17 protein-coding genes and 3 pseudogenes are annotated in these 21,678 nt (G+C 61.1%); 11 read left to right on the top strand and 9 right to left on the bottom strand.

Features of this window, described 5'->3' with window-relative positions:
* The first annotated feature begins 10 nt into the window (after window positions 1-10).
* The 5 genes and pseudogenes from tsaB (at window position 11) to IQK56_RS02880 (ending at window position 3,565) form a co-directional block, all read left to right on the top strand.
* Window positions 11-696 (top strand): annotated as a pseudogene (tsaB, locus tag IQK56_RS02860) (tRNA (adenosine(37)-N6)-threonylcarbamoyltransferase complex dimerization subunit type 1 TsaB).
* Between the two features lie 161 nt (window positions 697-857).
* Window positions 858-1,148: a hypothetical protein gene (locus IQK56_RS02865; protein WP_099583385.1), complete on the top strand. Its 291-nt coding sequence runs from the start codon at window positions 858-860 to the stop codon at window positions 1,146-1,148.
* Window positions 1,148-2,008 carry a DUF72 domain-containing protein gene (locus tag IQK56_RS02870; protein ID WP_150761107.1) on the top strand — a complete coding sequence of 287 codons (861 nt, stop codon included), beginning with the start codon at window positions 1,148-1,150 and terminating at the stop codon, window positions 2,006-2,008. Before IQK56_RS02865 ends, IQK56_RS02870 begins: the two co-directional genes overlap by 1 nt.
* Before the next feature lie 27 nt (window positions 2,009-2,035).
* Complete coding sequence (locus IQK56_RS02875; RefSeq protein WP_193862082.1) at window positions 2,036-2,863, top strand: isocitrate lyase/PEP mutase family protein; 828 nt, start codon at window positions 2,036-2,038, stop codon at window positions 2,861-2,863.
* A gap of 3 nt (window positions 2,864-2,866) precedes the next feature.
* Window positions 2,867-3,565, top strand: a complete 699-nt coding sequence (locus IQK56_RS02880) for an extensin-like domain-containing protein (protein ID WP_150761109.1) — start codon at window positions 2,867-2,869, stop codon at window positions 3,563-3,565.
* Window positions 3,566-3,568: 3 nt separating this feature from the next.
* On the opposite strand, the gene IQK56_RS02885 is transcribed toward IQK56_RS02880, so the two are convergent.
* Window positions 3,569-4,189, bottom strand: a complete 621-nt coding sequence (locus IQK56_RS02885; protein WP_122309910.1) for an energy transducer TonB — start codon at window positions 4,187-4,189, stop codon at window positions 3,569-3,571.
* 96 nt (window positions 4,190-4,285) lie between these two features.
* Here IQK56_RS02885 and IQK56_RS02890 point away from each other — a divergent pair, with 96 nt between their 5' ends.
* On the top strand, window positions 4,286-5,068 hold the full coding sequence (locus tag IQK56_RS02890; RefSeq protein ID WP_122309913.1) for a class I SAM-dependent methyltransferase: 783 nt from the start codon (window positions 4,286-4,288) through the stop codon (window positions 5,066-5,068).
* A gap of 3 nt (window positions 5,069-5,071) precedes the next feature.
* Here the strand turns inward: IQK56_RS02890 and IQK56_RS02895 are convergent, their stop codons facing one another.
* Complete coding sequence (locus IQK56_RS02895; protein WP_122309917.1) at window positions 5,072-5,707, bottom strand: TetR/AcrR family transcriptional regulator; 636 nt, start codon at window positions 5,705-5,707, stop codon at window positions 5,072-5,074.
* Between the two features lie 93 nt (window positions 5,708-5,800).
* Between IQK56_RS02895 and IQK56_RS02900 the strand changes: the two are divergent.
* From IQK56_RS02900 to IQK56_RS02910, 3 genes and pseudogenes are all read left to right on the top strand, one after another.
* Window positions 5,801-6,899 (top strand): annotated as a pseudogene (locus tag IQK56_RS02900) (efflux RND transporter periplasmic adaptor subunit).
* A gap of 6 nt (window positions 6,900-6,905) precedes the next feature.
* Complete coding sequence (locus IQK56_RS02905) at window positions 6,906-9,971, top strand: efflux RND transporter permease subunit (RefSeq protein ID WP_193862081.1); 3,066 nt, start codon at window positions 6,906-6,908, stop codon at window positions 9,969-9,971.
* A 547-nt stretch (window positions 9,972-10,518) separates the two neighbouring features.
* Window positions 10,519-11,112 (top strand): LysE family translocator, encoded by a 594-nt coding sequence (locus tag IQK56_RS02910; protein WP_122309930.1) that lies wholly within the window; start codon window positions 10,519-10,521, stop codon window positions 11,110-11,112.
* Window positions 11,113-11,176: 64 nt separating this feature from the next.
* On the opposite strand, the gene IQK56_RS02915 is transcribed toward IQK56_RS02910, so the two are convergent.
* The 3 genes from IQK56_RS02915 to plsB are packed head-to-tail and all read right to left on the bottom strand — an operon-like array spanning window position 11,177 to window position 14,851.
* Window positions 11,177-11,866: a DUF4197 domain-containing protein gene (locus tag IQK56_RS02915; RefSeq protein WP_099583374.1), complete on the bottom strand. Its 690-nt coding sequence runs from the start codon at window positions 11,864-11,866 to the stop codon at window positions 11,177-11,179.
* Between the two features lie 27 nt (window positions 11,867-11,893).
* Window positions 11,894-12,295, bottom strand: coding sequence for a YbaY family lipoprotein (locus IQK56_RS02920; RefSeq protein WP_099583373.1), 402 nt, complete (start codon window positions 12,293-12,295; stop codon window positions 11,894-11,896).
* A 51-nt stretch (window positions 12,296-12,346) separates the two neighbouring features.
* Complete coding sequence (plsB, locus tag IQK56_RS02925) at window positions 12,347-14,851, bottom strand: glycerol-3-phosphate 1-O-acyltransferase PlsB (protein ID WP_122309926.1); 2,505 nt, start codon at window positions 14,849-14,851, stop codon at window positions 12,347-12,349.
* A gap of 184 nt (window positions 14,852-15,035) precedes the next feature.
* On the opposite strand from plsB, the gene IQK56_RS02930 reads away from it, so the two are divergent.
* The gene (locus IQK56_RS02930) at window positions 15,036-15,245 is read left to right on the top strand and encodes a cold-shock protein (protein WP_032891681.1); all 210 of its coding nucleotides are present in this window, start codon (window positions 15,036-15,038) and stop codon (window positions 15,243-15,245) included.
* A 75-nt stretch (window positions 15,246-15,320) separates the two neighbouring features.
* On the opposite strand, the gene IQK56_RS02935 is transcribed toward IQK56_RS02930, so the two are convergent.
* From IQK56_RS02935 to IQK56_RS02950, 4 genes and pseudogenes are all read right to left on the bottom strand, one after another.
* Complete coding sequence (locus IQK56_RS02935; RefSeq protein WP_032891679.1) at window positions 15,321-15,698, bottom strand: hypothetical protein; 378 nt, start codon at window positions 15,696-15,698, stop codon at window positions 15,321-15,323.
* A 54-nt stretch (window positions 15,699-15,752) separates the two neighbouring features.
* Complete coding sequence (locus tag IQK56_RS02940) at window positions 15,753-16,562, bottom strand: putative RNA methyltransferase (protein ID WP_150761113.1); 810 nt, start codon at window positions 16,560-16,562, stop codon at window positions 15,753-15,755.
* The gene (gene dapE / locus IQK56_RS02945) at window positions 16,562-17,713 is read right to left on the bottom strand and encodes a succinyl-diaminopimelate desuccinylase (RefSeq protein WP_122305367.1); all 1,152 of its coding nucleotides are present in this window, start codon (window positions 17,711-17,713) and stop codon (window positions 16,562-16,564) included. The genes IQK56_RS02940 and dapE overlap by 1 nt, the downstream gene beginning before the upstream one ends.
* A gap of 247 nt (window positions 17,714-17,960) precedes the next feature.
* Window positions 17,961-20,551 (bottom strand): annotated as a pseudogene (locus tag IQK56_RS02950) (glycosyltransferase).
* Between the two features lie 218 nt (window positions 20,552-20,769).
* Here IQK56_RS02950 and tcdA point away from each other — a divergent pair.
* A complete protein-coding gene (gene tcdA, locus IQK56_RS02955) occupies window positions 20,770-21,579 on the top strand; it encodes a tRNA cyclic N6-threonylcarbamoyladenosine(37) synthase TcdA (RefSeq protein ID WP_425274615.1) in 810 nt (269 codons plus the stop codon).
* Window positions 21,580-21,678 lie beyond the last annotated feature (99 nt).

A 21,678-nucleotide genomic window follows, 5' to 3' on the forward strand; every position in this document is an offset into this window, starting at 1 on the left:
ACCCACACCGATGAGCACCCTGCTGGCCCTGGACACCGCGACTGAAGCTTGCTCCGTTGCCTTGCTGCACAATGGCATCGTTACGAGCCACTACGAGGTGATCCCGCGCCTGCACGCGCAGAAGCTGTTGCCGATGATCAAGCAACTACTGGACGAGGCGGGCACCACTCTGGCCGCTGTCGATGCCATCGCCTTTGGTCGTGGTCCGGGTGCATTTACCGGTGTGCGGATCGCCATTGGCGTTGTGCAAGGCCTGGCATTTGCGCTGGAACGCCCGGTATTGCCGGTGTCCAACCTTGCCGTGCTGGCTCAGCGCGCATGGCGTGAGCACGGTGCTTCGCAAGTGGCCGCGGCCATCGATGCGCGGATGGATGAGGTGTACTGGGGCTGCTACCGCGAAACGGCTGGCGAAATGCGCCTGGTGGGTGTGGAGGCCGTGCAGCCACCGGAGTCGTCGGTGTTGCCGGACGATGCCAGTGGCGATTGGTTCGGTGCCGGCACGGCTGGGGTTATGGCGAGCGTATCGGCGTCCAGTTGGTTGGCCAGGACGCCGCCATGTTGCCTCACGCCGAAGACTTGCTGACCCTTGCGCGTTTTGCTTTCGAGCGCGGTGAGGCAATTGCCGCTGATCAGGCTGCACCGGTTTATCTGCGCGACAAAGTGGCGCAAACCAAAGCAGAGCGGGGAATCGTGTGACATCAAAAGTGGTGGCAATTTGATGCAATCCGGCGCCAATCGTCAGAATTTGCCCCTGCTTTTAAACCTTTTTCAAAATATGTGTTCTAGTTATCACCAGAGCATTTGCGCGCTACGGATTGCGCCACTAAAATGCCATCACCGATACCGAGTTCGCATCGATGCGTATAGACGGCTTTTCCTCACAGTCCTACCCAATCAAGCGCAAGCCGCGTAAGGCAAACGTCACGGTAGACGAGTCCGTCGAAGACTCACCGGACTTTATCGAAGTCCAGCCCGATGCACAGCCCAACTCCCAGGCACGCATCAGCGGCCTTCCGGCCCGCCAACAAGATATGGTCTTCCCGCGCTCCATGAGCAAAAGCGTTGCCACCGCCCTGGCCAGCTACCTGACCACCGCCGGCTTTGTCGAATGGGATATGGAAGTGCTGGGCCTCGACATCCACATCTGATGCGCCTGCCTTACTACCTCGGTTGCCCGTCCTGGAGTGAAAACGCCTGGCGCGAGTACCTGTATCCCGCCGATGCGCGTTCCAGCGATTACCTGGCCCTCTATTCCCAAGTCTTCAACGCCGTTGAAGGCAACACTACTTTTTATGCCCGACCTTCCGTCGCTACCGTGCAGCGCTGGGCTGAAATCATGCCTGACGATTTTCGCTTCACCGCCAAATTCCCCGGTGATATCAGCCATGGCGGCGACTTGCGTGAGCAATTGCCTGCGGCCGAAAGTTTTGTCAGTTTGATGAGCCCGCTCGGTGAGCGGGTTTCACCGTTGTGGCTGCAACTGTCGGCGAGTTTCTCGCCACAACGCCTGGCTGAACTGGCCGGTTTTATTGATGGCCTGGAACGCCCGTTGGCCGTTGAAGTGCGTCACCCGGAGTTCTTCGCCAAGGGCGATGCCGAGCGCATGCTCAACCGTCTGCTGCGTGACCGGGGTGTCGAACGTATCTGCCTCGATCCGCGTGCGTTGTTCAGTTGCACGTCCACCTCGGCAGCGGTGCTGCATGCCCAATCCAAAAAGCCCAAGGTGCCTGCACGCCCGGCAGCGCTGACCCAGTTTCCCCAGGTGCGATTTATCGGCCATCCGGAGCTTGAGGCCAACGACCCGTTCCTGGTCCCGTGGGTGGAAAAAGTTGCCGGCTGGATCGAAGAGGGCCGCACGCCCTATGTGTTCCTGCACACCTCGGATAACCGCTTGGCCGCACAACTGGCCATGCGTTTCCACGCCCAGTTGATGGCGCGTTTGCCCGGCCTGCCTGCGCTGCCCACCTTGGATCGGCAACCCGAAGCCGAACAACTGGGGTTACTCTAGGGCTCCTTTTCCCGCCAGGAGTCAGTCATGGATGCCCAAACCCGACGCGCCGAAACCTTCAAGGCCTTGCACGAGCGTGATCGCGCCTTTGTGATGCCCAACCCTTGGGACGCGGGCTCCGCCGTGATGCTCGCCAGCCTCGGCTTTGAAGCCCTCGCCACCACCAGTGCGGGTTACGCGTTCAGCCTGGGGCGCCCGGATGCGGAAGGCGCGCTGTCCCTGGAAGACACCTTGCTCAATGCCACCATGATCGCCAAGGCCACCGCACTGCCGGTGGCGGCCGACCTGGAAAACGGTTTCAGCGATACCCCCGAAGGCTGTGCCCAGACCATCCTGCGTGCGGCGGCGAGCGGCATCGTCGGCGGCTCCATCGAAGACGCCACGGGCATCGCCGCTGACCCGATCTATGCCTTCGACCTCTCCGTCCAACGTGTGGAAGCCGCCGTCGCCGCCGCGCGCAGTCTGCCATTTCCTTTCACTCTGACGGCCCGTGCGGAAAACCTCCTGCATGGTCGGCTGGATCTGCCTGACACCATTCGCCGCCTGCAAGCCTACGCCGAAGTGGGTGCCGACGTGCTGTATGCACCCGCCCTGCGCAGCGCCGAGGAGGTGTTGGCGGTGGTCAAGGCGCTGGCGCCAAAACCAGTGAATGTGTTGATGTCCGGTGGGCTGAAACTCAGCGTGGCGCAACTGAGCGCGATGGGGGTCAAGCGCATCAGTGTGGGATCGGCCATGGCGCTGGCGGCCTATGGTGAGTTCTACCGGGCGGCCCAGGAAGTCTATGAACTCGGCACCTTTACCTTCACCGAACGCTCGATGCCCTTCAGCCAAGCCAATCAGTTCTTCAAGGACTAAGCGGTGCGTTTTCTCAAAGTACTGGCCGTGTTACTGCTGCTTGTCGGCGCGATTGGCGTGGGCGTATGGCGAGGCTGGGTGCCGCTGCCGGCTGAATGGAACCCCTGGGCGCCGCTGGACGTGCGTGCCACGCCTAACCTGTTGACTCGCTACAAGCTGGGGCGTTTGCAGGAGGATCCGGCGTTGTGCGACCAGGTGCTGAAAACCTCCGGCCTGCGCGTCAGCCATCAGGCCGACACGCCCGCCGACGCCGCGTGTCCTTTGCGCAACACCTTGCGCGTGCAGGGCGCAGGCGTGGCCTTGAGCAGCAGCTTTCTCGCCAGTTGCCCGTTGGCAGTGGCCTTCGCGCTGTTTGAGCGTCACAGCCTGCAACCGGCGGCGCAGGCGGTGTTCGGCCAGGCGGTCACGCGGGTCGATCACCTGGGCAGCTTTGCGTGCCGCAATATCTATGGTCGTGCCGAGGGGCGGCTCAGTCAGCACGCGTCGGCCAATGCCCTGGATATCGCCGGGTTTCGGCTGGCGGATGGGCGCAGTATCAGCGTGCTCAAGGATTGGCCGGGGGAGGGCGACAGCGCACGGTTTTTGCGTCAGGTGCGCGATAGCGCCTGTGATGATTTCAACGTGGTGTTGAGCCCGGACTACAACGCCGCGCACCGCAACCATTTCCATCTGGACATGGGGCGGTGGTGGGTCTGTCGCTGAGGTTCAGGCGGCCAGGCGCAGGTTGTTGGCGATCAGTGGGCGTGCCCAGTAGTAGTCGAAGTCCAGGGCCTTTTGCTGGGCCACCAGTTCTTCAGTCGGGTACGGCGTGGCGGGCGGCGGCAGCAGGTCCAGTTCGAACTCGGCAATCGGCAAATGCAGAGGGCGAGGTTGCGGCGCCGGGCTTGGCTCGGGCAGCGGTTGGCCGGCGGTGAGAACGATGGGGCGTACCCAGCCGCTTTCAAAGTTCTGCTGGCGTTGCTGGGCGACGATTTCTGCGTCCGGGAACGGTGTCGCAGCCGGTGGCAGCAACTCGGTTTCGAATTCGGCGATCGGCAGGAACAGTGGCTCAGGCGGAGCGATTTCGGTGTCTTTCACGTCGCACTCGCGCTGCGTGAGGATCTGCGACAACAGGTCAGCGCCTTCGCTGGGTTCTACCGCTGGATCCACCGGAGCCGGCGCCTGGGCCGCGAGCGCGCCCGGCGTATCGCCAAGCTGCTCGGCCAGCGCACGGGCGAAGAAGTCCTGCCACACATGACTCACCCCGGCCAGCGCTTGAGTATTGCGCAGGCCGTAGTGGTTGTGGGTCGGCAGTACACCGATGGTTAGGGGGAGAATGTCTGACATTTTTCTCGGTCGACGCTCAGCTCTGGCAAAATACCTGACTGTTATTTTTATCGGCCGTTGTTTGCCGATCCTTAATATTTTTGAGCGTAGTGATTGATGAGCGAACAACCAGCGGCCAGCCGCATCCAGGTCGAGGCCTTGGGCGAAGGTTTCAAGGACCGCGCCGAGCAATGGGCAGCGCTGCTTGGCTTGCCTTTACAGCTCGCGGACGCGGACTTTTCCCTGCAAGTTGGCGAGCATGGCCTACAGCTGCAACAGCTCGGGCCTGACGCGCCAGGACCGGTGCGGGTGGACTTTGTTGAAGGCGGTGCGGCCCATCGTCGACTCTACGGTGGCGGCAGCGGGCAGATGATTGCCAAAGCCGTAGGCGTGGCCCAAGGCGTGCGCCCACGGGTGCTGGACGCCACGGCCGGCCTGGGCAAGGACGCGTTTGTGCTGGCCAGCCTTGGTTGCCAGATGAGCCTGATCGAGCGCCAACCGTTGATCGGCGCCTTGCTCGAAGATGGCCTGGCGCGCGGTGCAGATGATTTTGAGGTGGCGCCGATCGTGGCACGCATGAAGCTGCTCAAGGGCAACTCCATCGACGTAATGCTCAACTGGGAAGGCGAGCCGCCGCAGGTGATCTACCTCGACCCGATGTTTCCTCATCGTGAGAAAACCGCCTTGGTGAAGAAGGAAATGCGCCTGTTTCGGCCGCTGGTGGGCGATGACCCGGACGCACCGGCCTTGCTGGCCGCCGCCCTGGCGCTGGCCAGTCACCGTGTAGTGGTCAAACGCCCGCGCAAGGCGCCGTGCATCGAAGGGCCAAAGCCGAGCCATGCGCTGGATGGCAAGTCCAGCCGGTATGACATCTATCCCAAGAAAGCGCTCAAGCCCTGATGTTCAAGGCCTGTAAGCCCGCATAAACAACCCCACCACCTCCTGCACATGGGCTTCGGCGGCTGTTTCACTCAGTTGCCCGCCGCAGCCATACAGCAGGCAAAAATTTGCCGTGCCCTTGAGCAGGCAGAAGAAGTGTTCGGCCGCGGTAAAGGGTTTATCGATGCTCAGGGCGCCACTCTGGTCGATCTTGCTGAGCAAGCGTTCCATGCCCTGGAGCATGCGCATGGGCCCGGCGTCGAAGAAAATCTGTGAGAGTTTCACGTCCTGATTGCCGGTGGTCATCATCAGGCGGTGCAGGTTCACCGACTCCTCGCTGTTGATCAGCCGATGAAAACCGCGTGCGATATTCAGCAGCACCGTCTCGACTGGCATACCCTCGGGCAGCTCGAAGTACATCACCGGCAGCTGCTCCTCGCACGTCGCCACCACGGCGGCGGTGAACAAAGTCTCTTTGTCGGTGAAGTGGCTGTAGACGGTCAGTTTCGACACGCCCGCCTCAAGGGCTACGGCATCCATGCTGGTACTGGCATAACCATTTCCCAAAAACAGGTTTTTCGCTGCCTGGAGAATTGCCTGGCGTTTTGCCATGTCCTTGGGACGCCCGGGGCTATTGGTGTTAACACGATTGTCGGACATTTTCACCTTTAATACTGGACTGGTGAGTTTGGTATTAATAACATACCGGCCAGTATAATTATTCCTAGCTTCATTTGCGAAAGGTCCTTCAGCATGCGCAGCACTTTCCTGCCCTTTGCGTTGCCTGTCAGTCTGGTCTTCCTGTTAGCCGCCTGCGGCCATGAAGAAGCGGCCCAGATCACCGTCCGTCCAGCGATGGTGGTGCAACCGCAACCGTCGGCCCAGTCGATGGACAGCTACCCCGGCGAAGTACGGGCTCGCTACGAGCGACCTGGCCTTTCGCATTGGTGGCAAAGTCAGTAAACGCCTGGTGGAAGAGGGCGAGCGGGTCAAAGCCAACCAACCGTTGGCGGAACTCGACCCTCAGGATGTGCGCCTGCAATTGGAGGCCACCCGCGCCCAGGTTGGTGCAGCCGAGGCCAACCTGAGCCTGGTACGCGCCGAACGCGACCGTTACAAGACCCTGATGGATCGTCAGATGGTCAGCCGTTCCCAGTACGATAATTCCGAAAACCTCTACCGATCCGGCGAAGCGCGCCTCAAGCAGATCAAGGCCGAATTCGATGTGGCCAGCAACCAGGCCGGTTACGCCGTGCTCCGTGCCCCCCAGGACGGGGTCGTTGCCAAGCGTGCGGTGGAAGTCGGCCAAGTGGTGTCGGCTGGCCAGACCGTGTTCACGCTGGCCACCGATGGCGAGCGTGAAGTACTCATCAGCCTGCCCGAACAGGGCTTTGGTCGCTTCAAGATCGGTCAGCCGGTAGCCGTAGAGCTGTGGAGCCAGCCGGACCAGCGTTTTACCGGGCGCATTCGTGAACTGTCCCCGGCGGCCGATCCAAAATCGCGCACTTTTGCCGCCCGCGTGGCGTTTACCGGAGGCAAAGTCCCGGCTGAACTCGGCCAGAGTGCCCGCGTCTTCATCCAGGCCGATGGTGTTGTTCCGCTGTCGGTGCCGCTGTCTGCCCTCAGTGCAGAGAATGGTGCGTCCTACGTCTGGCGTGTGGAGCCGGACAATACCCTCAAGCGCACGCCGGTGCGCATCGGCGCCTTCGGTGAAAAAACCGTACCGGTGCTCGAAGGCTTGGCGCCCACCGATTGGGTGATCGCCGCGGGTGTGCATGTGCTCCACGAGGGCCAGCAAGTGCGCCCGGTGGATCGCTCCAACCGTGTTGTGAATCTGGCGGCCAAGGAGTAGTCCCCGATGGGTTTCAATCTTTCCGAATGGGCGCTGCGTAATCGCCAGATCGTACTGTTCCTGATGATCCTGCTGGCCGTTGTCGGCACGTTGTCCTACACCAAATTGGGGCAAAGTGAAGACCCGCCGTTCACCTTCAAAGCCATGGTGATCAAGACCAACTGGCCGGGCGCTACCGCCCAGGAAGTCTCGCGCCAGGTCACCGAACGCATCGAAAAGAAGCTGATGGAAACCGGCGAGTACGAGCGCATTGTCTCGTTCTCCCGCCCTGGTGAATCCACAGTTACGTTTATTGCCCGCGACTCCATGCATTCGGCGCAGATTCCCGAGCTGTGGTACCAGGTGCGCAAGAAGATCAGCGACATCCGCCAGACCTTGCCGCCGGATATCCAGGGCCCGTTTTTCAATGATGAATTTGGCACCACCTTCGGCAATATCTACGCCCTGACCGGCGACGGTTTCGACTATGCGGTCCTCAAGGATTACGCCGACCGCATCCAGATTCAGCTGCAACGGGTGGCGGATGTGGGCAAGGTCGAGTTACTCGGTCTACAGGACGAGAAGATCTGGATCGAGCTGTCCAATCTTAAGCTCGCCACCCTCGGACTGCCCCTGGCGGCAGTGCAGCAGGCGTTGCAGGAGCAGAACGCAGTGTCCACCGCAGGCTTCTTTGAAACCCCGAGCGAGCGCGTGCAACTGCGCGTGTCGGGCAATTTCAAGACGGTGGAGCAGATCCGCGATTTTCCTGTTCGAGTGGCTGACCGAACCTTCCGGATCGGCGATATCGCCGACATTCACCGTGGCTTCAACGATCCACCGGCACCGCGTATGCGTTACATGGGCGCTGATGCAATCGGCCTGGCCGTGGCGATGCGCGACGGCGGCGATATCCTGGTACTGGGCAAGGCGCTCGAAGGCGAATTCGCACGTCTGCAGAAGAACCTTCCGGCCGGCATGGAGCTGCGCAAGGTGTCAGACCAACCGGCAGCGGTGAAAACCAGTGTCGGAGAGTTCGTGCAGGTATTGGCCGAGGCGCTGGCGATCGTATTGCTGGTGAGCTTCTTTTCCCTCGGCGTACGCACTGGCATGGTGGTGGCCCTTGCGATTCCGTTGGTGTTGGCGATGACCTTCGCCACCATGTATTACCTCGGCATCGGTCTGCACAAGATTTCCCTCGGCGCACTGGTACTGGCGCTCGGTTTGCTGGTGGATGACGCGATCATCGCCGTGGAAATGATGGCGATCAAGATGGAGCAGGGCTACGACCGGCTCAAAGCCGCGAGTTTCGCCTGGACCAGCACCGCTTTCCCGATGCTCACCGGCACGCTGATCACGGCCGCTGGCTTCCTGCCGATTGCGACCGCGCAGTCGAGCACCGGCGAATACACCCGTTCGATCTTCCAAGTGGTCACCATCGCGTTGCTGGCCTCCTGGGTCGCCGCCGTGGTGTTCGTGCCCTACCTGGGGGAAAAACTCCTGCCGGACTTGGCGAAGATTCATGCAGCCAAACACGGCACTGATGGCCCGGATCCCTACGGAACGCCCTTTTACCAGCGTGTAAGACGGTTGGTGGAGTGGTGCATCAGTCGACGCAAAACCGTGATCGTGCTGACACTGCTGCTGTTTATCGGTTCGGTGGCGTTGTTCCGCTTTGTGCCGCAGCAGTTCTTCCCGGCTTCTGGCCGCCTGGAACTGATGGTCGACCTGAAGCTGGCCGAAGGCGCCTCCCTGAGCAACACCGCCGATCAGGTCAAGCGCCTGGAAGCCATGCTCAAGGGTCATGCCGGCATCGAGAACTACGTGGCCTACGTCGGCACCGGTTCGCCGCGTTTCTACCTGCCACTGGACCAGCAACTGCCGGCCGCCAGCTTCGCGCAATTTGTGGTGCTGGCCAACACCATCGAGGAGCGCGAAAGCCTGCGCACCTGGCTGATTGAAACCCTCAACGAACAATTTCCCGACCTGCGTTCACGCGTCACTCGCCTGGAAAACGGACCGCCCGTGGGCTACCCGGTGCAGTTTCGCGTGACCGGCGAGCACATTGAAGAAGTCCGCGCCCTTGCACGTAAAGTCGCGGCCAAGGTTCGCGAAAACACCCATGTGGTCAACGTGCACTTGGACTGGGAAGAACCGAGCAAAATCGTCTACCTCAATATCGACCAGGATCGCGCCCGCGCCCTTGGCGTAAGCACTGCCAACCTGTCGAAATTCCTGCAGAGTTCGCTCACCGGTTCCAGCGTCAGCCAATACCGGGAGGACAACGAATTGATCGAGATCCTCCTGCGCGGCACCGTTCACGAGCGCACCGAACTGTCGCTGCTGCCTAGCCTGGCCGTGCCGACCGACAACGGTAAAAGCGTGGCGCTGTCGCAGATTGCCACCCTCGAATACGGCTTTGAGGAAGGCATCATCTGGCACCGCAACCGCCTGCCGACAGTCACCGTGCGCGCTGACATCTACGGCAAGGAACAACCGGCGACGCTGGTCCAGCAAATTCTGCCGACCCTCGAAGGCGTGCGCGCCCAATTGCCGGACGGTTACCTGCTGGACGTCGGCGGCACTGTCGAAGACTCCGCGCGCGGGCAGAACTCGGTGAAGGCCGGCGTGCCGCTGTTTATCGTGGTGGTGCTGACCTTGCTGATGCTGCAACTGCGCAGCTTCTCACGCACGGCGATGGTGTTTCTTACGGCGCCGCTGGGCTTGATCGGCGTCACGCTGTTCCTGCTGGTGTTCCGCCAGCCCTTCGGTTTCGTGGCCATGCTGGGGACCATCGCGCTGTCGGGCATGATCATGCGCAACTCAGTGATCCTGGTGGACCAGATCGAACAGGACATCAAGGCCGGCCTGGCGCCGTGGCAGGCGATTATCGAAGCCACCGTCCGACGCTTCCGCCCGATTGTGCTGACGGCACTCGCGGCTGTATTGGCCATGATCCCGCTGTCACGCAGTGTGTTCTTCGGGCCGATGGCGGTGGCGATCATGGGCGGGTTGATTGTGGCGACGGCGTTGACGTTGCTCTTTCTGCCAGCGTTGTACGCGGCGTGGTTCAGGGTAAAGAAGGATGTCGTATAGGCCTACCGGCTCTTTGTCACGCGATGTGGGAACCTTTCCTTCACGTTTGCCACACACGGATACCTGTGAGGCAGGTACTTCACTCTGACGGTCTAATCGCAAGAGTAAGGTTTCGAGGACATTTCTAGAGGTGTTAGTCAGATGGTTCAAGCATTGGGTAACTTGTATATGGCATTTGGTCGGATGTTGGGAGGGCAGCCGAGCCAAGCGTGTCACAAACATGATCATAAGCACGATCATAAGCGTGATCTCGATCAACGACTGTCAAATCTTGAAAGGGGGGTTCATTTCAATCAATGGCAGCCGACAAACAGTGTGACGGTCGTGAACAACAACACGCTCATCAGCCGCTGAATGCCTTGATTGAGAGCGTGTGGCTCTCATCTTCAGCTGTTGCAAACGCCCCTGAACAACGGGGCGTTTGCATTTTTACGCTAAAGAGTGGCCGCTGTGATACAACGTCCCAGAGGCTTTCTTCTCCAGCCTGGCCGCTGTAAACGCTATCGGTGAGAAGACCTTTGATCATGTGCGATGTGGGATGATTTTTATGCTGGGTACCGTTTCGGCGCTCGTGTTGCTACTGGCCGTACCTGGGCCGACAAACACCCTGCTGTTACGCGCCGGGGTGTTGTTCGGGTTTCGGGCGGCGTGGCGGCTGGCCTTTGTCGAGTGCCTGGCCTACGTGCTGCAGGTCTCGCTGTGGGGCCTGGCGTTGGTCTACCTGGCGTCCTATTCGCCATGGGCACTGAAGGCGACCCAATTGGCAGCAGCGGGTTACTTGCTGTATGTCTCCTACCAGCTGTGGCAGCGTAAGCCGGGCGTCGGTGGGCCTGGAAAGGATCGGTTTTCCGGGCTGCATTTCTTCTGGCTGACGGTGATGAACCCCAAGGGATTGTTGATCGTTTCGTTTATCGCCCCAATCCACGCCTTTACCCTGTTACCCGACTACGCCGGTTTCATGGTAACGCTTGCCTTGGTGGTGGTTCCCGTGGGGTCTGCCTGGATCGTGCTCGGCAATCAAATCGATGGTATCCAGCAGAGCTGGCTGACGCCCTTGAGAATCAATCGTGTGACCTCCGTAGCCATCTGCTGTTTTGCCACGCTCATGATGGGGCGGCTGGCTGATTCGGTACTGTCCTGACCCCCAAAAAAAACGCCAGGAACCGTGATGAGCGGGCCTGGCGTTGTGATCGGGTGCGTTGGCGTTACAGCGCGCCAAACACCTTCTTCGCCAAACTGGTCGCTGCCGCGGCCGGGTTCTTGCGAATGGTCTCTTCCTGCTGCGCAATCATCTTGAACAAACCATCCAGCGCCTGCTCCGTCACGTAGTTTTCAACGTTGGCGCTCTTGGCATCCACGGCACCGAAGGCTGCCGCCTTGCCGGCCAGGGCGTTGTACTGCTGGGCCACGCCTACCTTATCGGTGGCGGCCTTGACGATTGGCAGGAACTTGGCGCGGATCTGTTCGCGACTGCTCTTGTTCAGGTACTGGGTGGCTGAGTCCTGGCCGCCACTGAGGATACCCTTGGCGTCGGTCACGCTCATGTTCTTCACGGCGTTGACCAGGATCGGCTGGGCCTGGGTCACGGCGGTTTCGGCCGCTTTGTTCATGCTGTCTTCCAGTTGCGTGACCTGGTCACCCATGCCGAACATTTTCAGTTTGTCGGCGACTTTGCCGAGCTTGCCTGGCAGGCCGATTTTTACTTCGGGGTTGTTGCTGAAACCACCGGGCACACCCAGTTGTTTCACCGCGATCTGCGCGCCCTGGGTCAGGGCATCCTTGAGACCGCCGCTGGCATCGCCCTGGGACAGGCTACTCAGGTCCAGGGCCATGGCGTTGGCGCCGAACAGCAGGCCGGCGCACAGGGCAGTGAGGCGAAGGGAGTTACGGAGCATGGGCGCTTCCTTATGATCTGGAGAATATCAGTGTGCGACCGCATCAACGCGCAGGCGCAGCGGCTGTGGATCTTGGCCGTTGAGCTGCACAGCGTGCCGTTCAGTGGTGATAAACAGTAGCTTGCCATCCTGTTCGATGCGAGCACTCACCGCATAACTGTGGCCCGGCTTGACCTGGGCCGGGTCGTAATTCAAGTGAAACGGCAGCGGCACCTGGCCTTTGATCGGGCCTTTCTGTTCGGCAAGGATCACCGCAGGGGCGTCCATGAGGGATACGTCCTGCAGGCTGACGCTCAAGGTTGCTGTCGGCGGCAGGGCGATGCGTTGCAGGTAGAACACTTCGCCATCGAGGCTGGCCTTGGGGGCAGGGGTCATGGATTGGCAGGCTCCGAGCAGGGCGGTCAGGCCCAGGAGGATGATCTTTTTCATGGTGCGGCTCCTTGTCAGCGGCGCCAGCATCCCACTGGCGCCTTATTCAATCTAGCGGGTTTCTTCAGGCTCATCCGGTTGTTCGGCTGCGCCATCGACACGATGCAGGGCCACCTGGCGGATCGACAGGCGAATCTCGGCCGGCAACACACGTTTGGCCGCGCCTTCTGCCAGCTCGCCGAGCAGATCGTGATAGCTCAATTTGCCGGCCTCGTCGCGGCGCAGCACATCTTGCTCCAGCAATGTCTGGATAAAATGTCGGAAAAGGCTCTTGTCGAAGAACTCCGGCGCATTGAGACCGTGCAGGATCGACAGGCGCTGGGCCATGATCGTGCACAGGTCTTCGAGCTCTTCGGCGCTGATGCTGTTCTGGCCGCTGTTGAGCAGCAGCGAGATCGCCATGTAGAAGCGTTGCAGGGTCTGGGCGATGCTCTTGGACAGCAGCGTCAGCAGCACAAAGTGCCGCGAGCTTGGCGCGGGGCGCAGGTATACGTTGTTTTCGAAGCGCAGCAGGCCTTGTTCGACAAAGGCTTCCAGCCACTGGTCAACGACTGTGTCCAGCTCTTCCAGCGACCAGCGGATGAACAGTTCCGATTGCAGGTACGGATACAGCGCGTGGGTGTAGCGCAAAATCTGTTCGCGGCTCATCCGCGAGCTGCTTTGGAAGAAGCTCGCCAGCAGCGCCGGCAGGGCGAAGATGTGCAGCACGTTGTTGCGGTAGTAGGTCATCAGGACGGCGTTCTGCTCGTCCAGATACACAATCTTGCCGAGGGCGTCAGTCTGTTCCGACAGCAGGTCCATGTCCTTGACGTGCTTGATCAGCGCCAGGCCATCACCCTCGGGCAGGGTGGTGTGGGGCGAGTAAGGCACGCGGCGCAGCAACGCCAGGTACAGGTCCAGCTGGCGGGCCATGGCCTGTTCGTCGAGGGCCAGGCGTGTGGTGGACAGCAGCGCCAGGGCCACCAGGTTGACCGGGTTCACCGCCGCCGCTTCGTTCAAATGGCGGGCCACCCGTTCGCCGAGGCGGTTGGTGGTTTCGTTGAGCCACGCCGGCTTGTAGTTCGGCCCCAGCTCCTGGGTGCGCCAGTCGGGTTGTTCGCCGTCGAGGAATTCCGCCAGCTTGATCGGCTCGCCGAAGTTGACCGCGACCTGGCCAAACCGCTGCTTGAGCGCGCCGACCACTTTGAAAATATCGAAGATCGACTCTTTCTTCTTGCTCGCGCCGCGCAGTTCGCCCAGGTAGGTGCGGCCTTCGAGCACACGCTCATAGCCGATATACACCGGCACGAACACGATCGGCATGCGCGAAGAACGCAGGAAGCTGCGCAGGGTAATCGCGAGCATCCCGGTCTTTGGCTGCAACATGCGCCCGGTGCGTGAGCGTCCGCCTTCGACGAAGTACTCCACCGGGAAACCCTTGGTGAACAGGGTGTGCAGGTATTCGTTGAACACCGAGGTGTACAGCGGGTTGCCCTTGAAGGTGCGGCGCATGAAAAACGCCCCGCCACGGCGCAGCAGACTGCCGATCACCGGCATGTTCAGGTTGATGCCCGCGGCGATATGCGGCGGGGTCAGACCGTTCTTGAACAGCAGGTAGGACAGCAGCAGGTAGTCGATATGGCTGCGGTGGCAAGGCACGTAAATCACCTCGTAGCCTTGGGCAACCTTTTGCACACCTTCGACATTATTGACCTTGATGCCGTCGTAGATCTTGTTCCAGAACCAACTCAGCACCACTTCCAGGAAGCGGATCGCGGTGTAGGTGTAATCCGAGGCGATTTCGTTGCCGTAGCGCAGGGCCAGGGCCTTGGCTTTTTCCGGGCTGATTTTTTCCCGTTCGGCTTCATCCAGAATGGCCTGGCGCACCAACGGCATATTCACCAGACCCTTGACCAGATTGCGCCGGTGGGACAGGTCGGGGCCGATCACGGCGGTCTTCAGGTTACGAAAGTGCACACGCAGGATGCGCTGGGCCATGCGCACGGTGCGTTCGTGCCCTTTATTGTGCTCGATCAACTCACGCAGGTTGATGGGCGCGGAGAATTGCACACGGGTCTTGCGACCCAGAATCAGGATGCTCAACAACCGACGTAGACGGCCGGTGACGGCCCAGCTGTCGGCAAACAGCAGTTTCCAAGGGCTCGACTCGCTCGCCGGGGTTTGCCCCCAGAACACGCTGACCGGAATGATTTGTGCATTCTCTTCGGCGTGTTCGCTCAGGGTATTGACCAGGCGGGTCAGGGTCGGCGGTGCGCCGCGCTTGTCCTGGCGGCCGAGCCAGTCCGGCTCCGGCGTGAGGTAGAAGAACGCCGCCGGTTCCATCAACGGGCCGACGGAGACTGGCAGCACCGGGCGCGGCAGGCCGGCCTTGGTGCACTCGGCATCGACCACGGCCAGTTCGGTGAGAGAGGGCGATTGCAGGACGTAGAACACCGGCCGGCTGCGGTCCAGGTTGAGGGTAAGGGACGACTGGTTGATCGTCTCCGAGCGAACCCAGAGGTACAACAGTCGGCGCAAGGTGCCAAACACCAGACGGCGGAACGGGGAGCGGGTCATAGGCGAGCTGCTTGAAGTGGAAAAAACCGAGCAGGCGCTCGGGCGGGTAGTGTGCCGTATTCGCCGAAAATCGGCAAAAAAGCAGCGAAGTAAACTTGAGTTGATCGCTTTTGAGCCTGTCTTATACTCGGCAGTTCAACGCAACCAACTCAACAATAAAAAAACGTACGTGGGAGTAACACAGATGGCAACGCGCGAAACCGGCAATGTGAAGTGGTTCAATGACGCAAAGGGTTATGGCTTTATTCAGCGTGAAGATGGCAAGGATGTGTTTGTGCACTACCGTGCGATTCGCGGTGATGGCCACCGTTCCCTGGCCGAGGGCCAGCAGGTGGAGTACGCCGTGGTGACCGGCGAGAAAGGGTTGCAGGCGGAGGATGTGGTTGGCCTGTAGGCCAAGCTGCAAGCTTCAAGCTTCCAGCTACAAGCTGCAAGCACTTAGACTTGCAGCTTGCAGCTTGTAGCTGCCCTAAGCTGTCTTCCAAGTGATCTGCTCTTCACCGTCTGCGCTGATGCGAATCCAGGTGTCGGCACTTTCCTCACCTTCTTCCTCGACCCACGTCCCCGGCGCGCAGCGCACTTCGACGTTCAGCGCAGCAAATGCGGCGCGGGCGCAGGCGATGTCGTCGTCCCACGGGGTCTGGTCACTTTCCAGGTAGAGGCTGTTCCACTTGCCTACCGCTTTGGGCAACCAGGTGACTGGCACATCGCCGGCCTTGCACTTGTAGGTCTGGCCTCGCTGGACCCAGTCGGTGCAAGGGCCCAACGCTGCGCCCAGCCACGCGGCAATGGCTTTGTAGTCGACGTCGGCGTCCTTCAGGTAAATCTCGATATCAGGTTGGCGCATGGATATTCCTCGTTGCGGGATTCGAAAATCCATTCGCGGAAGCTTAAAAGTCGGTTATTGAAGCACGAAATAGTCATAGCGCATCGACACAGTGACCAGCAGCGGCTCGGCGGCCTCGATCACTTCTGCGCGGCGCTCGGCGCTGGCACGCCAGCCGTGTGGCGTCATGGCAAGCAGGTTGGCGCGATCCTGGGGTTCGGCGAGGCTCAGGGTGAACTCCAGGGTTTCGCTGTGCGCCAGGCTCATGCCGTCGGGCACCAGGGCCAGGTGCTTGTCGTCGGTGTATTCACGCACTTCGTCGTACAGGCGCTCGCGCAGTTCCATCAGGTGGCCACGTGTAGGACCGACCTTCATCAAGCCGCCGCCGGGGCTGAGCAGGCGCTTGGCTTCTGCCCAATCCAATGGACTGAAAACACTGGCGAGAAACTGGCAACTGTCTGACGCCAACGGCACGCGGGCCATACTGGCGATCAACCAGGTCAGCGCCGGGTTGCGCTTGCACGCACGCTTGACCGCTTCCTTGGAAATATCCAGGGCATAGCCGTCGGCATGGGGCAGGGCGTCGGCAATCTGCGCGGTGTAGTAACCCTCGCCACAGCCGATGTCGACCCAGCGCTGCGGCGCGCGTTCAGCGGCCAGCTCGGCCAGGCGCCTGGCCACGGGCGCGTAGTGCCCGGCGTTGAGGAAGTCGCGGCGCGCTTCGACCATCGCCAGGTTATCGCCCGGATCGCGGCTGTTCTTGTGCTGCACCGGCAGCAGGTTCAGGTAACCCTGGCGAGCCCGGTCGAAACGGTGCCCGGCCGGGCACGCCACGCCATTGTCTACCGCGTTGAGCGGGGCGCTGCAAATGGGGCAGGCGAGCATCAGGCGAGCAACTTGATCAGGGTCTGGTAGTAGATTTCGGTCAGCACATCGAGGTCGCTGGCGAGGATGCGCTCGTTGACCTGATGGATTGTCGCGTTGACCGGGCCCAGCTCGACCACCTGAGTACCGAGGGTGGCAATGAAACGGCCATCCGACGTCCCGCCGCTGGTGGACGCCTGTGTCTCGCGACCGGTAATCGCCTTGATGCTGGCGGACACCGCATCGAGCAAGGCGCCCGGTTCAGTGAGGAACGGCAGGCCCGACAGCGCCCACTCCACATGCCAGTCCAGGCCATGTTTGTCGAGGATCGCCGCAACGCGCTGCTGCAGGCCTTCGACGGTGGACTCGGTGGAAAAACGGAAGTTGAACACCGCCGTCAGGTCACCGGGAATCACGTTGGTGGCGCCGGTGCCGGAATTGAGGTTGGAGATCTGGAAGCTGGTCGGCGGGAAGAACGTGTTGCCGTCGTCCCAATGCTCGGCGGCCAATTCCGCCAGGGCCGGTGCGGCCAGGTGGATCGGGTTCTTCGCCAGGTGCGGGTAGGCCACGTGCCCTTGCACGCCGCGCACGGTCAGGGTCGCGCCGAGGGAGCCGCGACGGCCGTTCTTGACCACATCACCGACCAGCGTCGTGCTCGACGGTTCGCCGACGATGCACCAGTCCAGGCGCTCCTTGCGGGCGGCCAGGCGCTCGATCACGGCCTTGGTGCCGTGGTGCGCCGGGCCTTCTTCGTCGCTGGTGATCAGGAAAGCCACCGAGCCCTTGTGGTCCGGGTAATCGGTGACGAAACGCTCGGCTGCCACCAGCATCGCGGCCAGGCTGCCTTTCATGTCCGCCGCGCCACGCCCGCAGAGCATGCCGTTTTCGTCGATCAGCGCGTCGAACGGATCGTTCTGCCAGGCTTGCACCGGGCCGGTCGGCACCACGTCGGTGTGACCGGCGAAGCACAGCACCGGGCCTTCGTGCTTGCCGTGGGTGGCCCAGAAGTTGTCCACCTCGAAGATGCGCATCGGCTCCAGCGCAAAACCGGCGTCGCCCAGACGCTGCATCATCAGCTTCTGGCAATCGGCGTCGATCGGCGTGACCGAGGGGCGACGGATCAGGTCGATGGCAAGTTGAAGGGTCGGCGAAAGGTCGGCATGGGCCGTCATGGGAAAACTCCGGAAGCGTGTAATGGGCGCAGGACGAATGTGCTGAAACGGCGCAGATTCAATGTGGCAGGGGGCTTGCCCCCGATGGCGGTGTATCAGCAACAAATTAGCTGACTGACACGCTGCTATCGGGGGCAAGCCCCCCTCCCACATAAGACAATCGGTGCTTGCCTGATCCAACAAAACGGCCGTTATCTTATAGCAAAACGGCGACCAGAGGCCGCCGTTTAGTGCATTGCGCAAGTTTTTACGCCGCAGGCGCAGGCTCAGGCGCCGCTACCGGTTTGGGCAGTGACGACAGGAACGCCATGATCAACGCCGCCACATACGGCAGCGACTGCACCAGCAGCATCACCACCCAGAAGCGGATGTCATTGCTTGGCAGGCCCTGCACCAGGTAGATCCCCAGTGCCGCGCCCCACAACAGCAGCATGATGAACATTTCTTCGCGGGCTTCGGAAATCGCGACCCAGAAGCCGTGGTTATCCGCGTTTTTCGGTGTACGAAAGAACGGAATACTGGTGGTGAAGAAACCGTACAGCACCGCCTTGGCGATGGTGTGGGACAACGCCAGGCCTGCCAGGGCCGCGCAGAACGCGTCCTTGAGGTTCACGCCCACCGCACGGCGGTACAGGAAGATGATCTTGCCCACCTTGAACACGAACAGCGCCAACGGCGGGATCGCGAAAATCAGCAACGGCGGGTCGACCGCGTCGGCACGATGATCATCGCCGCCGACCACAACAGCGCGCCGACGGTGAAGAAGATGTTCATGCCGTCCGCCACCCACGGCAACCAGCCCGCAAGGAAGTGGTAGCGCTGGCCGCGGGTCAGCTCGGTGTCCTTGCCGCGCAGCAGGCTGGCGGTGTGACGCTTGATGATCTGGATCGCACCGTAGGCCCAGCGGAAACGCTGTTTCTTGAAGTCGATAAAGGTATCGGGCATCAGGCCCTTGCCGTAGCTGTCGTGGTAATACGCCGCCGACAGGCCTTTCTCGAACACGCGCAGGCCCAGTTCGGCGTCTTCGCAGATGCACCAGTCGGCCCAGCCGAGTTCTTCGAGCACCGAGCGACGGGTCATGGTCATGGTGCCGTGCTGGATGATCGCATCGCGATCGTTACGGGTGACCATGCCGATATGGAAGAAGCCTTTGTATTCCGCGTAGCAGAGCTTCTTGAAGGTACTTTCGTTCTGGTCGCGGTAATCCTGGGGCGACTGCACCACGGCGATTTTCGGGTCGGCGAAGTGCGGCACCATGTGCTTGAGCCAGTTCGGCGACACGCAGTAATCCGAGTCGATCACCGCGATCACTTCGGCATCCTTGGCGGTGTGCGGGATCAGGTAGTTCAGCGCGCCGCCCTTGAAACCGGCCAGGGGCGCGACGTGGAAGAACTTGAAGCGCGGGCCGAGGGTTTCGCAGTAATCGCGCACCGGCTCCCAAACCGCCGGGTCCTTGGTGTTGTTGTCGATGATCAGGACTTCATAGTCCGGGTAATCGAGGGCTGCCAAGGCGTCGAGGGTCTGTTTGACCATCTCCGGCGGCTCGTTGTAGCACGGCACATGGATCGACACTTTCGGGCGGTAGTCCGAATCCCCTTCGACCGGCAGGAATTCACGACGACGCTTGTGGGTCCAGACAGCTTCGGCCAGTTCATGGGCCTCGGTCAGCAACACGATAAACACGCCGAGGGCGCCGAGCGCCAGGAGGATACCCACGGTGACACTGAACCAAGTGCTGTATTGCTGGCTGTAGTCGTAGCCGATCCACACCAGTACCGAGCCGCACAGGAACGCGATAAAGGTCAGGAAGGTCCGGCCACGCTGGCGCAGGGCCGAGCCGTCGATCATCAGCAAGGTCAGGGAGAGCAGTGCCAGCACCACCGAACCGATGGCCAGCACGCGCCATTGCGGGATGGCGACGACAGGCCCTTCAAAGTTGAATTTCTGCTGGCGTGCGGCGTTGAAAACGCCCCAATAAGCGCCGGCGGAGCCTTCATCGCTGACTTTCCACGGCTGGTCGAACGCTTCGATCACAAAGTAGTTGTAGCCCTGGCGATTGAGCTTGTTGACCAGCGTGCGCAGGTAAATCGCCTGGTCTGCCGGGGATGTTTCGTTACCCCCGCGCATACGTCCGTTGCTCGGCCAGCCAATTTCCGACAGCAGCAGCGGCTTTTTCGGGAAGAGTTTTTTCAGGTCCTTGGCCCGATCCAGTACGTACTGGCCAGCCTTGTCCATGGGGATGTATTCCCAGAACGGCAGGATGTGCGCGGCGATCAGATCGACGTGCTTGGCCAGTTGCGGGTTCTTTTCCCAGATGTGCCACTGCTCGGAGGTGGTCACCGGTACTTTCACCGCTGCGCGCACCCGGTCCAGCAGCACGATCAGCGCTTCAGGGGTGATTTCTTCACGGAACAGCGCTTCGTTGCCGACCACCACGCGCACGACACTGCGCGAACTGTTGGCGATCTCAATGGCACGCTGGATCTCGCGCTCGTTGCGCTCCAGGTCCGGGCTGATCCAGATTCCCAGGGTGACGCGCAAGCCAAACTCTTCCGCCAGCTTGGGGATATCCCCCAAGGTGCCGTCGACCGAGTAGGTACGGATGTTGTCCGTCAGCTTGCTCATGATCTCCAGGTCACGACGCATCTGCTCGTCCGTGGGGTACTGGTCTTTTTGCGGGAACTGGCCTTGCTGGAACGGCGAGTAGGAAAAACCGGAGATTTGCTCAGGCCAGTTGGGAGCAGTGACCGGGCGGTTGACCAGCGCCCAGAAGCCGGTGAACAGCGCGGCAATTGCCAGCACGATCACCAGGTTGAGTCCAAATTTACGCGATGCCATGGTTATGTCGGGTTCCAAAGGGTGTGGAACGAAAAGAGGTGTCGGCCTGCACCGAACGGCGCGCATCCTACACCGGCCTTTCCCCGAGCGTACAGCAGACAGAGAAAAGCCGGACGTTAGTCAGCGAAAGACCATCTAAGTTCTTTACTTGTAGCTTGAAGCTTCGAACTTGTCGCTGCGTAGCCCTATAATGCGCGCCGGTTTTTGGGGTAATGGTCATGAGTACAGAAGATCCGCGGTTTGCAGGCGTCGCCCGCTTGTATGGCATTGAAGGCCTGGAACGCTTGAAAGCGGCCCATGTGGCGATCGTCGGCGTCGGCGGCGTGGGCTCCTGGGCGGCGGAAGCCATGGCCCGCTGTGGGGTCGGCGAGATTTCGCTGTTTGACCTGGACGATGTCTGCGTCAGCAACAGCAATCGCCAACTGCACGCCCTGGACAGCACCGTGGGCAAGCCCAAGGTCGAGGTAATGGCCGAGCGCCTGCGCGGCATCAACCCGGACTGCACCGTGCACGCGGTGGCGGACTTCGTGACCCGCGACACCATGGCCGAATACATCACGCCGAACATTGATTGCGTGATCGACTGCATCGACGCCGTCAACGCCAAGGCCGCGCTGATTGCCTGGTGCAAGCGTCGCAAGATCCAGATCATCACCACCGGTGGCGCCGGCGGGCAGATTGATCCGACACTGATCCAGGTGTGCGACCTGAACCGAACCTTCAACGACCCCCTGGCCTCGAAGGTGCGTTCCACCCTGCGCCGTGACTACAATTTTTCCCGCACCGTGACCCGCCATTACAGCGTGCCGTGCGTGTTTTCCACCGAGCAGCTGCGCTATCCCAAGCCGGACGGCAGCATCTGTTTGCAGAAAAGTTTTGTGGGTGATGGGGTGAAGCTGGACTGCGCCGGTGGGTTTGGCGCGGTGATGATGGTCACGGCCACGTTCGGTATGGTGGCGGCGACCAAGGCGGTGGACAAGATTGTGGCTGGGGTGCGTAGACCGTCCGAGCGGGTAAAGCCCGACTGAATCTCAGGGCTTTACACAGTTCAAAATGTGGGAGGGGGCTTGCCCCCGATAGCGGTGGATCAGTCAGCTTATTCAGTGACTGACACTCTGCAATCGGGG

This window comes from Pseudomonas cyclaminis (genome assembly GCF_015163715.1).
Lineage (GTDB): Bacteria > Pseudomonadota > Gammaproteobacteria > Pseudomonadales > Pseudomonadaceae > Aquipseudomonas > Aquipseudomonas cyclaminis.

Bases quoted from the DNA above. Each gene is read 5' to 3' on its own strand.
- IQK56_RS02865 (WP_099583385.1), top strand. From the start codon at position 858: ATGCGTATAGACGGCTTTTCCTCACAGTCCTACCCAATCAAGCGCAAG.
- IQK56_RS02885 (WP_122309910.1), bottom strand. From the start codon at position 4,189: ATGTCAGACATTCTCCCCCTAACCATCGGTGTACTGCCGACCCACAAC.
- IQK56_RS02910 (WP_122309930.1), top strand. From the start codon at position 10,519: ATGCTGGGTACCGTTTCGGCGCTCGTGTTGCTACTGGCCGTACCTGGG.
- IQK56_RS02930 (WP_032891681.1), top strand. From the start codon at position 15,036: ATGGCAACGCGCGAAACCGGCAATGTGAAGTGGTTCAATGACGCAAAG.
- IQK56_RS02935 (WP_032891679.1), bottom strand. From the start codon at position 15,698: ATGCGCCAACCTGATATCGAGATTTACCTGAAGGACGCCGACGTCGAC.
- IQK56_RS02905 (WP_193862081.1), top strand. From the start codon at position 6,906: ATGGGTTTCAATCTTTCCGAATGGGCGCTGCGTAATCGCCAGATCGTA.
- IQK56_RS02870 (WP_150761107.1), top strand. From the start codon at position 1,148: ATGCGCCTGCCTTACTACCTCGGTTGCCCGTCCTGGAGTGAAAACGCC.
- IQK56_RS02875 (WP_193862082.1), top strand. From the start codon at position 2,036: ATGGATGCCCAAACCCGACGCGCCGAAACCTTCAAGGCCTTGCACGAG.
- IQK56_RS02940 (WP_150761113.1), bottom strand. From the start codon at position 16,562: ATGCTCGCCTGCCCCATTTGCAGCGCCCCGCTCAACGCGGTAGACAAT.
- tcdA (WP_425274615.1), top strand. From the start codon at position 20,770: ATGAGTACAGAAGATCCGCGGTTTGCAGGCGTCGCCCGCTTGTATGGC.
- IQK56_RS02920 (WP_099583373.1), bottom strand. From the start codon at position 12,295: ATGAAAAAGATCATCCTCCTGGGCCTGACCGCCCTGCTCGGAGCCTGC.
- IQK56_RS02890 (WP_122309913.1), top strand. From the start codon at position 4,286: ATGAGCGAACAACCAGCGGCCAGCCGCATCCAGGTCGAGGCCTTGGGC.
- dapE (WP_122305367.1), bottom strand. From the start codon at position 17,713: ATGACGGCCCATGCCGACCTTTCGCCGACCCTTCAACTTGCCATCGAC.
- plsB (WP_122309926.1), bottom strand. From the start codon at position 14,851: ATGACCCGCTCCCCGTTCCGCCGTCTGGTGTTTGGCACCTTGCGCCGA.
- IQK56_RS02895 (WP_122309917.1), bottom strand. From the start codon at position 5,707: ATGTCCGACAATCGTGTTAACACCAATAGCCCCGGGCGTCCCAAGGAC.
- IQK56_RS02915 (WP_099583374.1), bottom strand. From the start codon at position 11,866: ATGCTCCGTAACTCCCTTCGCCTCACTGCCCTGTGCGCCGGCCTGCTG.